The organism is Mesorhizobium sp. M2D.F.Ca.ET.226.01.1.1, from assembly GCF_004022705.2.
GTDB lineage: Bacteria > Pseudomonadota > Alphaproteobacteria > Rhizobiales > Rhizobiaceae > Mesorhizobium.
On sequence record NZ_RZOY02000004.1, the window covers coordinates 198,208 to 211,529 of the forward strand.

A 13,322-nucleotide genomic window follows, 5' to 3' on the forward strand; every position below is an offset into this window, starting at 1 on the left:
CGAAGCGGCCGGATGAGGGGTGCTGGAAGAAACGAGGCGCTGAAGAATAGGATGCGTCCAGCGCTCATTTCTTCATCGTAGCGATCCTTCCAACACCCCTCATCCGTCTCGGCGCTGCGCGCCGATCCACCTTCTCCCACAAGGGGAGAAGGGGAAGCCCTTAGATCATGTCCGACAGGTCCGAGAACGCCATCGCCTTGCGTAGCACCTCGGCGAAGCGTTCGCCGGCGATGTCCTTGTCGCCGCTGTTGTCGATCGAGGTCACGTGCGGTCCCGTCAGCTTGACGCTCGTGCTGCGCGCCAGGCGGGCCAGCACTTCGCCGCGCGATTCACGGCCGCGCGCCGCCAGCCGTTGGGCGAGGATCTCCGGCGTGGCGGTGATCTCGACCACGGCCAGGTTGGCGTAGCGTTCGCGCAGCGCCGGGATGACCGCGCGGGACACGTTGGCGACCGCCACATGGCCGTTCGCCACAGCCCAGTCGACGTCGGCCGGCAGGCCATAGCGCAGGCCGTGCGCGTCCCAGCACAGCGAGAAGGCGCCGTCGGCTTCCGCTTCGGCGAAAGCGGCGTCGGCAAGCGTATCGTGGTCCTCGCTCGCCGCGTCGCTCGGCCTTGTGATGACGCGGCGCACGAATTCCAGCCGGCTCTCGCCGGCAAAGCGCTGCTTGGCGTAGCCGATCACCGTATCCTTGCCGGCGCCGCTCGGGCCGACCACCGCGACGAAGACGCCGTTGCGGATCGGCAGGCTCTCCGCCAGCTCGCGCTCGATCAAGGCCGAGACCATCATGCGACCCGGCGGCCCTGGCGCCAAACGGTGCGCACCACCGGCACATGGTCGTCGACGCGCACCCGCACCAGGTCGGCGCGGCGACCGGGCTCGATGACGCCGCGGTCGGAAAGGCCGATCGCCTCGGCCGGGTTCTTCGTCACCATGGCGACGGCCTGCGGCAGCGAGATGCCCTCGACGACATCGCCGAGGAAGAAGGCCGACTGGATCAGGCTGAAGGGAATGTAGTCGGACGACAGGATGTCGAGCAGGCCTTCGGCGGCCAGCGTGCGCGCCGAGACGTTGCCGGAATGCGAAGCGCCGCGCATTACGTTCGGCGCGCCCATCAGCACGCCCAGGCCGGCTGCCTTGGAGGCCTTGGCGGCTTCTTCCGTCGTCGGGAACTCGGCGACGCGCACACCTTGTTCGATCGCCTCGTCGACATGGCCGGCGGTGGCGTCGTCATGGCTCGCCAGCACGATGCCGCGTTCATGGCAGGCAGCCGAGATGAACACGCGGTTCGGGCCGGAATTACGGGCCGATTCGCCCATCCGCTTCTCGCAGAATTTCTTGAAATCCTGATCGGTCAGCTTCAGCTTGCGCTGGTAGTAATAGGCATAGGTTTCGAGGTTGACGAACTGGCGCTGTCCCGGCGCATGGTCCATCAGCGAGGCGAGCTTCACCCTTTCGTCGGTCTCGAAATTGGTGAAGGCCTTGAGGCAGTCCGGCGCCGAAACCTCGCAGCGCAGATGGATGAAATGATCGGCGCGCAGGCGATCCTCGCGCACGCTGTCCTCGATCGCGTCGGCAAGCTTGCGGATGTCGTCGGAGGTGAGATCGGCATCCTCGTCCATGCCGACGCGCAAGGCGTCGAGAACCGTGGTGATGCCGGCGGTCGCGACTTGGGCGTCATGGGCAAGCACGGCAGCGATCGGGTTCCAGCGCACCTTCGGGCGCGGCGCGTAATGGCCTTCGAGGTGGTCGGTGTGCAACTCGACGAGACCCGGGATGATGTAGTCGCCGCCCATGTCCTCGCCGGTGCGGGCGGCACCCGGCTCGACGGCGGCAATCAGGCCATCGCGCAACAGGAGCGAGCCCTCGACGATTTCGTCGGGCAGCACGATGCGGGCATTGGTGAGAACGGTTTCGGCGGTCATCTCGGACGGTCCTATCTCAAGCGGCGGTCAATCAAATCAGGCGGTCATATCAAGCGGTCTTGCGGGCCGGGCGACGACCGAGCGCATGGTGGGAAAGCACCATGAACGGGGCGCCGGGCTCGTTTTCGACGAACAAGGTCAACCCGTCCACCGGCACCGGCTGCCGCAGCACGTCGGCGAACAGGCCATCGATCGCCGCGCGAAGACGCGGGCTTTCCTGCGGTCCGACGCGCCCCGACAGCGTCATGTGGAAGCGGAACGTGTCGAAGACGTAAGGATAGCCCCATTGGCAGAGGTTGCGGAATTCGTCCGGTTTCAGCGCATCAGGGCTGCGGCGTTCGATCTCGGCCTCGGTCAGCGGCGCGCGGAAGCGATCGAAGGCGCGCACCACCTCGCCGGCGAAATTGTTGAGCGGCGCAAACTGCGTCTCCGGCACCAGCGCGAAGAAGCTGTCAATCTGGCCGAGGACGAGACGCGGAACGACGACCGGCGGCGTCGCTTCGGCAAAGGCGTCGAGCGCGGCGCGCAGCGAGGCTTCCGTTTCGCTTGGCGCCAGCCTGAACGGCGCCTTCAGCGTCGCATGGAACCCGTAACGCCTGGCGGAAGCGGTGTGGAAGGCCACTTCCGCCGCCGACAGATCACCCACGGCCTCGACCGGCCGCGTCGCCGCGCCAAACGGATCGCGGCCCAGCCAATTGGCGGCAATGCGCGCCAGAGCCTCGTCCTGCCTCGGGGTGTAATAGATGGCGTAGCGCATGAACGTTCCTCATCAAAGCGCGCTGCGCCCGAAGGAGTATGCGACGCGCTTCAAGTCACTGTTTTTGGCAAGTCGGGTCCCAAAAACGCATCAGCGCTTGCGGCGACATGCATCAGACCCGCTGCCATAGGTGATTTCCATGACGGATTGACGAAGCTTTCATGGGTTTTCGAAGGCAAGTCCAGCCGCACCGTCGTTAGCCGACGATTTTTCCCGGCTGGACCAACGGCTTCGCCGGCCTGCTAGGGTGTGTTGAGATGGTCAGGCCGAGTCGAAAATGGTGGCTTCCGAGAACCGGAGCGGAGCGTACTTAAAGTACGTGAGCACCGGACGCGCAGGAAACCCCCATTTGCAGGCCGGCATCACCTGAATATCAACACATCCTGATCAGGCCTTCATCAGCCATTCATGCTCGGCCGCGTTGTGGAATTTCCACGTCCGCTTCGGTCCGGCCATGACGTTGAGATAATAGAGATCGTAGCCGTGGCAGGCCGCGCAGGGGTGATAGCCCTTCGGCACCAGCACGACATCGCCGTCCTCGATCGCCATCGCTTCATCCAGCTCGCGCACGCCGTTGCGGTCGGCGTCGGTGTAGACGCGCTGGAAGGCAAAGCCCTGCGGCGGGTTGAGGCGATGATAGTAGGTTTCCTCGAGATAGGATTCGGCCGGCAGATTGTCCTGGTCGTGCTTGTGCGGCGGATAGCTGGAGGTGTGGCCGCCCGGCGTAATGACCTCGACCACCAGCAGCGAATCCGCCGGCTTGCCCTCGGGCAGGATGTTGGTGACGTAGCGCGTGTTGGTGCCCTTGCCGCGCACCTCCTGGCCGAGATCGTCAGGCCCGATGACGCGCACTGGCAGGCCGCCACTCAAGCCCGGCGCCGAGCAGACGGCGAGCTCCAGTTCGGTGTCGGCGGTCACCGACCAGTCCGTGCCTTGCGGCACATAGACCGACCACGGTTTGCCCTCGAAGGGCGACATGCGCTCGCCGAGCAGGCCGAGTTCCTTGCCGCCGGCCGAGGCCTTGCCCTTGCCGGTGACGAAGACCAGGCAGACCTCGCGGTCGCCCATCTTGCCGGACACCGTCTCGCCCGCTTTGAGCCGATGCAGGTCGAAACCGACATAGGTCCAGCCGGCGCTTTGCGGGGTGACATGAGCAACGTGGCCGTGGCCCTTGTCGGCCTTGACGAGCAGTTTCGACATGCGAGGCTCCTTGGATTATTCCTTCGGCTCGGCCGGAGGCTTTGCCTCCTCGACCGGCTTGTAGAGATAGAAGAACTGCCACACCGCGTAACAGGCGAAGCCCAGCGCGATGACGCCCCAGAACGGCGTGCCGGACGCAAACTCGATCACCGACCAGATGAGGCAGACGGCGACGACGACGATGCGTCGCCACAGCGGCCGAAAGAAGGGGTGCTCATAGTCTTTCATCACGCCAATCCAGGATCTTGCCCAAAGCACAACGGATAAACCGCGCGCCCCAGTGAATCCACCGTTCAGGCCGGAAAACCCTGCGTCTCCACCGTATAGCCGGCGGCCGTCATCACCCGCATCAGTTCCTTGTGGCCGACCTGCGCCATCTTCAGCGGCGGGTTCTTCTTTGGATCCTGCTCGGCCTCGACCACGAACCAGCCCTCATAACCGTAATCGGCGAAGCGCTGGACGATGGCGCCGAAATCGAGCGAGCCGTCGCCCGGCACGGTGAAGGCGCCAAGCGCCACCGCGTCGAGGAAGGACTGTTTCGACCGGTCGAGCCCGTCGATTACGCCCATACGCACGTCCTTCACATGCACGTGGTTGATGCGCTTGTGGTGGTTGTCGATGGCGCGCAGCACGTCGCCGCCGGCAAAGGCGAGATGGCCGGCGTCAAGCAACAGCGGAATGCCTTCGCCGGAATGGTGCATGAAGGAATCGAGCTCCGGCTCGGTCTCGACCACCGCCGCCATGTGGTGGTGGTAGGAGAGCGGCATGCCCTGCTCCGCGCACCACTCGCCGAATTCGGTGACGCGACGGCCATAGGTCTTCATCTCGTCGCCGGTCAGTTTCGGCTTGGTGGCCAAGGGCTTGGAGCGGTCACCCTGGATGGAACGGCCGACCTCGCCATAGACGATGCAGGGCGCGTTGACCGCCTTGAACAGGTCGATCATCGGCTGGATGCGGTCCTTGTTTTTCGCCAGATCCTCGTTGACCAGCGTGCCGGAGAACCAGCCGCCGCAAAGCGTAACGTCGGCTGCTTTCAAGATCGGCAGCATCACGGAGGGATCATCGGGAAAGCGGCGCCCCTTTTCCATGCCGGTGAAGCCCGCCGAGCGCGACTGGCGCAGGCATTCCTCCAGCGACACGTCATCGCTCAATTCCACGAGATCGTCATTCCACCATGCGATGGGGGACATGCCCAGTTTGGCTTTCAAGTCGTCACTCCAAATTTCAGTTCGTTGCGAGGCCGCTTCAGCCCTGACGGCCGACCACGGCTTCCTCGTATTTCTTGCGCGCGGCGTTGACCTGGGGCCGCGACGAGACTTCCGGCACGGCGACATCCCACCAATGGCCGCCGGCCTCTGTCGACGCAAGCGGATCGGTATCGATGACCAGCACGGTGGTCTTGTCGTTCTTCTTCGCCTTGGCCAGAGCCGACTCCAGCTCGGCGATCGAGGCCACCTTCTCGGCATTGGCACCCATGCTTGCCGCATGCGCGGCGAAGTCGACATCGGGCAGCACCTCGTGGCGCGCGTCCTTCAGGAGATTGTTGAAGTTGGCGCCGCCGGTCGCCATCTGCAGCCGGTTGATGCAGCCATAGCCGCGATTGTCGAGCAGCACGATGGTGAGCTTCAGGCCCAGCATTACCGAGGTGGCGATCTCGGAATTGAGCATCAGATAGGAGCCGTCGCCGACCATGACGACGACCTCCTGGTCGGGTTTCGCCATCTTGACGCCGAGTCCGCCGGCGATCTCGTAACCCATGGTCGAGAAGCCGTATTCGGCATGGTAGGAACCGGGCGCGCCAGCCTGCCAGAGCTTGTGCAATTCGCCGGGAAGGCCGCCGGCGGCATGCAGCAGGGTGACGCCGGAGCCCATGGCGCGCTGCACGGCGCCGATCACCTGCGCATCGGAAGGGTAGGCAGCATTGGTCGAAGCAGTCACCTTGGCCGCCGCGGCCTGCCATTCCGTCTTGCCGTTCAGCGCATTGTCGGTCCACGCGGCGGGCGCCTTCCAGCCCTTCAGCGCGGCGGCAAGCTCGGCGAGCCCTTCGGCCGCGTCGGCGACCAGCGGCAGCGCCCAGTGCTTGCCGGCGTCGAAGACCTGCGTGTTCAGCCCGACAATGGTGCGGCCGGCATTCTTGAACAATGCCCAGGAGCCGGTGGTGAAGTCCTGCAGGCGGGTGCCGACCGCAAGCACGACGTCGGCCTCCTCCGCCAGCCGGTTGGCGGCGGACGTGCCGGTGACGCCGACCGCCGCCATGTTGAGCGGATGATCGTCGGGCAGCGAGGATTTGCCGCCCTGCGTCTCGCAGACCGGAATGCCGGCGCCCTGCACCAGCTTGGCGAGCTCATCCGAGGCCTGCGAATAGAGGACGCCGCCGCCGGCGATCACCAGCGGCTTCTTCGCCCCCTTCAGCGCTACGACGGCTGCCGCCAGCTCGTTGCGGTCCGGGCGCAGCCGGCGCGGCGTCCAGAGGCGCTCGGCGAACAGGCTTTCGGGATAGTCATAGGCTTCGGCCTGCACGTCCTGGCAGAGCGACAGCGTCACAGGCCCGCATTCGGCCGGGTCAGTCAGCACCTGCATGGCGCGGTTCAGCGCCGGGATGATCTGCTCCGGCCGCGTGATGCGATCGAAATAGCGCGATACAGGACGGAAGCAGTCGTTGACGCTCGCCGTGCCGTCGGAGAAATCCTCCGCCTGTTGCAGCACCGGGTCTGGCAGGCGGTTGGCGAAGACATCGCCGGGCAAAAACAGGACAGGCAACCGGTTCACATGCGCGAGTGCCGCCGCCGTCACCATGTTCAGCGCGCCGGGGCCGATCGAGGTGGTCGCGGCCATGAAGCGGCGGCGGAAATTGGCTTTGCCATAAGCGATCGCCGCATGCGCCATCGCCTGCTCGTTATGGGCGCGGAAGGTCGGCAGCTCATCGCGGACCTGATAAAGCGCCTCGCCGATGCCGGCGACGTTGCCGTGACCGAAGATCGCCCAGACGCCGCCGAAGATCGGCACGGTTTTGCCGTCGATGACGGTCATCTGGCGGGACAGAAAGCGGGTCACAGCCTGCGCCATCGTCAGGCGAACGGTCTTGCTCATTGGTCGTTTCCTCCGGCTTTCGTTGGCGCCGTTCTCTTATGCTGCCCGTGTTCTTATGCTGCTTTACGGCCGCGCGCGGCAAGCCACGCCTCGGTCAATTGCTCGAAGCGCGCGGCCATGTCGGCGATGGCCTCTTCATCCGACATCTTGCCGGCCAGCCATTGTTCTGCGGCGTTGATGAAGATGGTGCGACCGACGGCGAATCCCTTGACGATCGGTGCATTGCTGGTTGCGGCAAAGGCCGCGACCAGCTCGTCCTGCGGCGCCTCCAGCCCGAGCAGCACGACGCCGCGGCACCACGGATCGTTCTTGACGATCACCTGTTCGATCTTGGCCCAGGCGCCTGCCGAAGCCTGCGGCTCCAGCTTCCACCAGTCGGGCTTGATGCCCAGCGCATAGAGCTCTTCCAGCGCGCGCGGAATGGTGGTGTCGTCGAGCTTGCCGTGCTTGCCGGCGATGATCTCGACCAGCAGTTCTCGGCCGACTTTCCGCGCCGCCTCGAACAAAGCTCTGATCTTCTGCTGCTGCTCCGCCTTCAATGCCTCAGGGTCGTCCGGATGGTAGAAGCACAGGCACTTGATGCAATGGTCGACCGGCCATTCGGTAAGCTGCGAGCCGATATCCTGCGAGAATTCGAAGCGCAGCGGCCGCGATCCGGGCAATTCGACTGGGCGGCCGAGCCAGGCGAAAGGATGGCGGGCGAATTCGAACATCGCGTCGCGGCCATATTTCTCATCGATCAGCATGCCGTAGCCGTTGCGGCCGGCGGCGACCTTGGCCGCCGCCTTGACGGTCAGCACCTTGAAACCGGGGATGCGCGCGGCATCAGCGCCGACTCTCGCCGCGACGTCCTCCAACTGAACGCGGTGGTCGCAGGCCAGCGCCATCAGCGAGGGAATGTCGCGCCTGCGCGTCGTCGCCCAATGGATATGGTTGATCGCCTCGTCTTTGCGCAGCGCCAGATGCTTGCTGCCGTGCTTTAAAAAGAACTGCAGCTCCTCGAAAGTCGGATATTCCGGCGCGCAGAGCAGGCGCGACACGGCAAAGGCGCCGCAGGCATTGGCCCAGGTCGCGGCGGTGGCAAAACTCTCGCCGCCCAGCCAGCCGCGCAGGAAGCCCGACATGAAGGCGTCGCCGGCGCCGAGCACATTATAGACCTCGATCGGAAAACCCTTGCCGACAATGCCGTCCTCGAGATCGTCGCTGATCGGCCCGTCATAGACGATGCAGCCCTTGGCGCCGCGCTTCAGCACGATCGTGGCCGAGGACAGCGCGCGGATCGTCTTCAGCGCGCTCAGGCAATCGTCGGCTCCGGAAGCGATCATGATCTCTTCCTCGGTGCCGACGATGAGATCGCAATCCGGCAGCACAGTTTTCAGCTGCGCCGAGACGCGGTCGGATTTGACGTAGCGCTCGAAACCCTCGGCATGCCCGGCAAGGCCCCAGAGGTTCGGACGATAGTCGATGTCGAAGATGACCTTGCCGCCCTTCGCCTTCATCAGGCGGATCGCCTTGCGCTGCGCGGCATCCGAGTTGGGGCGGGAAAAATGCGTACCAGTGACGACGACCGAACGCGCCGAGGCGATGAAGGCTTCGTCGATATCTTCTTCCGCGAGCGCCATATCGGCGCAGTCGGAGCGGTAGAAAATCATCGGCGAGACGCCTTCGCTCTCGACCGAGAGCAGCACCAGCGCCGTTAGCCGCTCCTTGTCGGTCTTCAAGCCGTCGACCGACACGCCCTCGCGCCGAAGCTGCTCGCGGATGAAGCGGCCCATCTGCTCGTCGCCGACGCGCGTCAGCAGCGCCGAACGCAGGCCGAGCCTCGCCGTGCCGACGGAAATATTGGCCGGGCAGCCGCCCACCGACTTGGCGAAAGAGGTGATGTCCTCCAGCCGCGAGCCGATCTGCTGGCCATAGAGATCGACCGAGGCGCGGCCGATGGTGATGACGTCGAGCGGCGGGTATTTCCCTTCCACGGCTTCGCCCATTCGAACCTCCCATCGGCCTTGTTGTGCAGAGCAGCGTCGTTTTGGACAGCACGCGCCAGCGGCAGCGTGGTATCGCCAATATGAAATATTAATTCCAATCTATAGTCAATATGGAATGAGTGTTCCCAAGGCGAAAAGCGCTCGTCGGCGAGGCTCAGCCCTTGCGCCTGCGGCCGGTTTCGCGGCGCTTCTCGCCGACGGCGACGGTCAGCGCCATGGCCAGCGCCATGGTCGCCGAGATCGAGCGGAAGCCGCCGAAATCGGCCTCGGAGACTTCGAACCAGATCTTGGCGAATTGCGCCAGCGGCGAGAAGGACGAGTCGGTGATCGCGACGATCGGCACGCCCTGTTCGGCGATCGCACGCGTCTCCTCGATGGTCGCGGGCGCGTAAGGCGAGAAGCTGATGGCGATGACGGCGTCGCGCGGCGTGGCGAAGCCGATCATTTCGGCGTTCAGCCCGGCGGCCGATTCCACCAGCTGGTTGCGGATCTTCAGCTTGCCCAGCGCATAGGCGATGTAGGACGCGACCGGATAGGAGCGGCGCTTGGCCAGCACATAGATGGTCTCGGCTTTCGCCAGGAGCGCGATCGCCTCTTCGAAATGCGCATCGTTCAACGCACGCGAAATGTCGCTGAGCGAGGTGCTGGCGGCGGCGACGAAGCCGTCGAAGATTGCCCGGTGGCCGGCGCCTTCCTCCGCCTTGGCGCGCAGTGCAGCCAGTCTTTCGTCATAGGAGGAGTTGCGCTCGCGCAGGCGCTCGCGGAAAACCTGCTGCAGGCTGGTGAAGCCGTCGAAGCCGAGCTGCTGGGCAAAACGGATCAGCGTCGAGGGCTGCACGCCGGCCGAGGCGGCTATGCTCGCCGCCGTGCCGAAGGCGATGTCGTCGGGGTTGTCGAGCGCATAGGCGGCGATCTGCGCGATACGCTTGGGCAGGCTCGCGCGCCTGTCCAGGATCGTCGCGCGCAGCGTTTCGAAATCGCGAGGCACCCGTTCGTCCATCGTCGCTCCGTCCGCGCCCATAGGGTTTGTCCCTCTCCTGCCTCATCATAGCGAGTTCGCGCAAGAACACCATAAAAAATGATTTGTATGTTCCATTCGCAGCCAAAATGGACTAATTCATCCATACCAATTTTTCCTGCGTCTCGGAGACAATCGACATGGTCGGAGTGGGCCTCATCGGCACGGGCTTCATGGGCAAGTGCCACGCCATCGCCTGGAACGCGGTCGGCACCGTCTTTCCCGACGTCGACAAGCCGAAATTGGTGCATCTGGGCGAGGTGAATGACGAACTTGCGCGGCGCAAGGCCGGCGAGTTCGGCTTCGCCAAAGGCTCCGGCGACTGGCGCGCCGTGGTCAACGATCCGGAGGTCGACGTCGTCTCGCTGACCACGCCCAACCAGTTCCATCCGGAAATGGCGATCGCCATCCTCGAAGCCGGAAAGCATCTGTGGTGCGAGAAGCCGATGGCGCCGAGCTTTGTCGAGGCCGAGGCGATGGCAAAGGCCGCCAGGGCATCCGGCAGGGTCGCGGTGCTCGGTTACAACTACATCCAGAACCCGGCCATCCGTCACATTGGCGCGCTGCTCGAGGAGAAGATCATCGGCGACGTCAACCTCGTGCGCATTGAGATGGACGAGGATTTCATGGCCGACCCGGAGGCGCTGTTCTTCTGGAAGCACGAGGCTTCGTCCGGCTACGGCGCGCTCGACGATTTCGCGGTGCATCCGCTGTCGCTGATCAAGGCACTGTTCGGCCGTGTTTCCCGCGTCATGTGCGACATGGTGAAACCCTATGCCGACCGCAAGACTGCTTCCGGCGGCCACCGCGCCGTCGAGACCTATGATATCGCCAGCGTCTTGATGCATCTCGAGAACGGCGTTGCCGGCACGCTGCTGGTCAACCGTTCGGCCTGGGGCCGCAAGGGCCGCATTGCCATCCAGATTTTCGGCTCGAAAGGCTCGATCCTTTACGACCAGGAGCGGATGAACGAATTCCAGCTCTACCTCACCGCCGACCGGCCGACCGAGCAGGGTTACCGCACCATCCTGGTGGCGCCGCACCACAAGCCCTACGATTCCTTCCTGCCGGCACCCGGCCACGGCCTCGGTTTCAACGACCTCAAGATGATCGAATGCCGCGAGCTTTTGATGCGCATCGCCGGCAAGCCGGCCAGGATCATCGACTTCGACGAAGGACTCGAGATCGAGCGCACCGTGCATGCGATGGCGCGCTCGTTCCAGGAGCAGCGCTGGGTCGATGTGCGATAAGTCAGCGGAGCGCTGAGAGCCCCGCAACAGCCGGCGCCACTGGCGGCATCGGCCTATGCCGACCGGCGGCTCGGACTGGCCAGCCTCAAGCCAGGTTGATGGCGACATTGCGCAGCAACGCCACGGACTTGCGCATGCCTTCCATCGGCGACAGCATCATGTCCTCGTGCTCGATCGAGAGCACGTCGTCGTAATCGGCCTGCTTCAGCGCGGTGCAGAACTGGCGCCACCAGGTCTCGCCATGGCCGTAGCCCAGCGTGATGTAGTTCCAAGCCCTTTCAGCATAGTGGTTCGGCGGACGGGCATCGAGCACGCCGTCGATGCCCGCCGGTATCGGCTCGACGCGTGTGTCCTTGGCGTGGACGTAGTAGATCGCCGAGCCAAGCTTGCGCACGGCGGCGATGGGATCGGCGCCCATCCACATCGGATGGCTCGGATCGTAGTTCGCGCCGACCGTCTCGCCGACGGCCTCGCGCAGCCGGAACAGCGTCTGAACATTGTAGACGGCCTGATGGCCGTGCAGTTCCAGGCACAATTTGCCGATGCCGAGATTGTTCGCGAACGCAACGAGATCGCGCCAGTAAGGGATGATGCATTCGTCCCACTGGTAGCGCTGGATGTCGGCGCATTCGGGCGGCCAGTCGGTGATGATCCAGTTGGGGTTGGCATCGCCCGGGCCGCCGGGCAGGCCGGACATCATCACCACGCGGTCGATGCCCATCAGGCTCGCCAGCCGGATCGTATCCTCGGTCACCTGGCGGTGCTGCTTGCCTTGCGGCCCCGGATGCAGCGGATTGCCCGAGCAGTTGAGCGCCGCGATCGTCAGCCCGTGGTCGCGGACCTTGGCGACGAATTCGCCGCGGGTCGCAGCACTTTCCAGCATCGCCGCCAGGTCGATATGCGGCGCGGACGACCAGTTGCCGCAGGCGAACTCCAGCGTCTCCAGTCCGAGCTCGGCCGAGGCGCGCAGCATCTCGTCGAAGGACAGGTTGCCCAGGCTGTCGGTGATCATGCCGATCTTCATTGTCGGAACTCCTGGTTGACTTCAGACCATCCGCTCAGAGTTTTACCGGCTCGAATCGGCCGGACCGGGCCGACGCGAGGGCCGCCTCGCAAAGGATCATCGCCTTGCGGCCGTCACTCGCGGTGACCGCCGGCTTCCTGCCGGTTTCGACGCAGGTGATGAAGTGGTCGATCTCGGCGGCGTAGGACTCCGCATAGCGTTCGACGAAGAAGTAGTAAGGCTTGTCGCGCGAAATGCCCTTGCCGCCATACATTTCCACCGAGGTCGGCAGCCGGTTGCCGGCCTGCAGCATGCCGTCGGCGCCATGCACCTCGATGCGCTGGTCATAACCATAGGCGGCCCTGACGCTGTTGTTGATGTGGCATTGCCGGCCCGACGCCGTTCGCAGGATGAACATCGCGGTGTCGTAGTCGCCGAGCTTCCTGTATTGCGGCGCGACCAGCGAGGAGCCGGTCGCGAACAGCTCGACCGGCTCCTCGCCCAGCATGTTCCGCGCCATGTCGAAGTCGTGGATGGTCATCTCGCGAAAGACGCCGCCGCCTCCAGCCAGTGCCTCCTCGGTTTCCGGTTCGGGGTCGCGGCTGGTGATAATGACCTGCTCGACGGCGCCGATCTCGCCACCGTCGAGGCGCTCCTTCAGCGCCCGGAAGCTCGGATCGAAGCGGCGGTTGAAACCGATCTGGAACGGAACGCCGGCCTTCGCGACCGCGGCCAGGCACTCGTCCGTGCGCTTGAGGTCGAGATCGATAGGCTTCTCGCAGAAGATCGCCTTGCCTTTTGCCGCCGCGGCCATGGCGAGCTCCGCATGGGTGCGCGTCGCCGAGGCGATGAACACCATCTTCACCGCCGGATCGTTCATCACCGTTTCGGTGTCGGCGATCTCGGCGTCGGTAACGGCCGCGACCATCTCAGCCGCCTCGCGATTGGGATCGACGATGTAGCGCAGCCGCACCTTTGGGTGGCGCGCGAGATTTCCGGCATGCACACGGCCGATCAGCCCCACTCCGAACAGACAGACATCCATCATGCGTTCGACTTTCCTATCGGGCCGCGCCTTGGCGGAACGGCCGTT

The 13,322-nt window shown here is 64.7% G+C and carries 12 protein-coding genes; 1 reads left to right on the forward strand and 11 read right to left on the reverse strand.

The genetic code is table 11. The features are described from left to right. Positions 1-160 precede the first annotated feature (160 nt). The 9 genes from phnN to EN869_RS11180 form a co-directional block, all read right to left on the reverse strand. The gene (gene phnN, locus EN869_RS11140) at positions 161-787 is read right to left on the reverse strand and encodes a phosphonate metabolism protein/1,5-bisphosphokinase (PRPP-forming) PhnN (RefSeq protein ID WP_167498600.1); all 627 of its coding nucleotides are present in this window, start codon (positions 785-787) and stop codon (positions 161-163) included. Next, the gene (locus EN869_RS11145) at positions 784-1,923 is read right to left on the reverse strand and encodes an alpha-D-ribose 1-methylphosphonate 5-triphosphate diphosphatase (protein ID WP_127226721.1); all 1,140 of its coding nucleotides are present in this window, start codon (positions 1,921-1,923) and stop codon (positions 784-786) included. Before EN869_RS11145 ends, phnN begins: the two co-directional genes overlap by 4 nt. Positions 1,924-1,972: 49 nt before the next feature. Beyond that, a complete protein-coding gene (locus EN869_RS11150; RefSeq protein ID WP_127226720.1) occupies positions 1,973-2,680 on the reverse strand; it encodes a DUF1045 domain-containing protein in 708 nt (235 codons plus the stop codon). Between the two features lie 387 nt (positions 2,681-3,067). After that, positions 3,068-3,880 carry a 5-deoxy-glucuronate isomerase gene (gene iolB / locus EN869_RS11155; RefSeq protein ID WP_127226719.1) on the reverse strand — a complete coding sequence of 271 codons (813 nt, stop codon included), beginning with the start codon at positions 3,878-3,880 and terminating at the stop codon, positions 3,068-3,070. 15 nt (positions 3,881-3,895) lie between these two features. Further along, positions 3,896-4,108, reverse strand: coding sequence for a DUF3329 domain-containing protein (locus EN869_RS11160; RefSeq protein ID WP_127226718.1), 213 nt, complete (start codon positions 4,106-4,108; stop codon positions 3,896-3,898). Positions 4,109-4,173: 65 nt separating this feature from the next. Next, positions 4,174-5,088 (reverse strand): myo-inosose-2 dehydratase, encoded by a 915-nt coding sequence (gene iolE, locus EN869_RS11165; protein ID WP_127226717.1) that lies wholly within the window; start codon positions 5,086-5,088, stop codon positions 4,174-4,176. 37 nt (positions 5,089-5,125) lie between these two features. Beyond that, on the reverse strand, positions 5,126-6,970 hold the full coding sequence (gene iolD / locus EN869_RS11170; RefSeq protein WP_127226716.1) for a 3D-(3,5/4)-trihydroxycyclohexane-1,2-dione acylhydrolase (decyclizing): 1,845 nt from the start codon (positions 6,968-6,970) through the stop codon (positions 5,126-5,128). Between the two features lie 53 nt (positions 6,971-7,023). Next, positions 7,024-8,958: a 5-dehydro-2-deoxygluconokinase gene (gene iolC / locus EN869_RS11175; protein WP_127226715.1), complete on the reverse strand. Its 1,935-nt coding sequence runs from the start codon at positions 8,956-8,958 to the stop codon at positions 7,024-7,026. A 154-nt stretch (positions 8,959-9,112) separates the two neighbouring features. Further along, positions 9,113-9,958: a MurR/RpiR family transcriptional regulator gene (locus tag EN869_RS11180; RefSeq protein WP_167507027.1), complete on the reverse strand. Its 846-nt coding sequence runs from the start codon at positions 9,956-9,958 to the stop codon at positions 9,113-9,115. 158 nt (positions 9,959-10,116) lie between these two features. On the opposite strand from EN869_RS11180, the gene EN869_RS11185 reads away from it, so the two are divergent. Continuing rightward, positions 10,117-11,226 (forward strand): Gfo/Idh/MocA family oxidoreductase, encoded by a 1,110-nt coding sequence (locus EN869_RS11185; RefSeq protein ID WP_127226713.1) that lies wholly within the window; start codon positions 10,117-10,119, stop codon positions 11,224-11,226. An 85-nt stretch (positions 11,227-11,311) separates the two neighbouring features. On the opposite strand, the gene EN869_RS11190 is transcribed toward EN869_RS11185, so the two are convergent. Both EN869_RS11190 and iolG read right to left on the reverse strand, forming a co-directional pair. Next, positions 11,312-12,250: a sugar phosphate isomerase/epimerase gene (locus EN869_RS11190; protein WP_127226712.1), complete on the reverse strand. Its 939-nt coding sequence runs from the start codon at positions 12,248-12,250 to the stop codon at positions 11,312-11,314. A gap of 34 nt (positions 12,251-12,284) precedes the next feature. Beyond that, positions 12,285-13,277, reverse strand: coding sequence for an inositol 2-dehydrogenase (iolG, locus tag EN869_RS11195; RefSeq protein WP_127226711.1), 993 nt, complete (start codon positions 13,275-13,277; stop codon positions 12,285-12,287). Between the last annotated feature and the right edge of the window lie 45 nt (positions 13,278-13,322).

What these genes read in the sequence shown, in the direction of transcription:
- EN869_RS11160 (WP_127226718.1), bottom strand. Translation starts at nt 4,108, where the DNA reads ATGAAAGACTATGAGCACCCCTTCTTTCGGCCGCTGTGGCGACGCATC.
- iolD (WP_127226716.1), bottom strand. Translation starts at nt 6,970, where the DNA reads ATGAGCAAGACCGTTCGCCTGACGATGGCGCAGGCTGTGACCCGCTTT.
- iolC (WP_127226715.1), bottom strand. Translation starts at nt 8,958, where the DNA reads ATGGGCGAAGCCGTGGAAGGGAAATACCCGCCGCTCGACGTCATCACC.
- phnN (WP_167498600.1), bottom strand. Translation starts at nt 787, where the DNA reads ATGATGGTCTCGGCCTTGATCGAGCGCGAGCTGGCGGAGAGCCTGCCG.
- EN869_RS11180 (WP_167507027.1), bottom strand. Translation starts at nt 9,958, where the DNA reads ATGGACGAACGGGTGCCTCGCGATTTCGAAACGCTGCGCGCGACGATC.
- EN869_RS11185 (WP_127226713.1), top strand. Translation starts at nt 10,117, where the DNA reads ATGGTCGGAGTGGGCCTCATCGGCACGGGCTTCATGGGCAAGTGCCAC.
- iolB (WP_127226719.1), bottom strand. Translation starts at nt 3,880, where the DNA reads ATGTCGAAACTGCTCGTCAAGGCCGACAAGGGCCACGGCCACGTTGCT.
- EN869_RS11190 (WP_127226712.1), bottom strand. Translation starts at nt 12,250, where the DNA reads ATGAAGATCGGCATGATCACCGACAGCCTGGGCAACCTGTCCTTCGAC.
- EN869_RS11150 (WP_127226720.1), bottom strand. Translation starts at nt 2,680, where the DNA reads ATGCGCTACGCCATCTATTACACCCCGAGGCAGGACGAGGCTCTGGCG.
- iolG (WP_127226711.1), bottom strand. Translation starts at nt 13,277, where the DNA reads ATGATGGATGTCTGTCTGTTCGGAGTGGGGCTGATCGGCCGTGTGCAT.
- EN869_RS11145 (WP_127226721.1), bottom strand. Translation starts at nt 1,923, where the DNA reads ATGACCGCCGAAACCGTTCTCACCAATGCCCGCATCGTGCTGCCCGAC.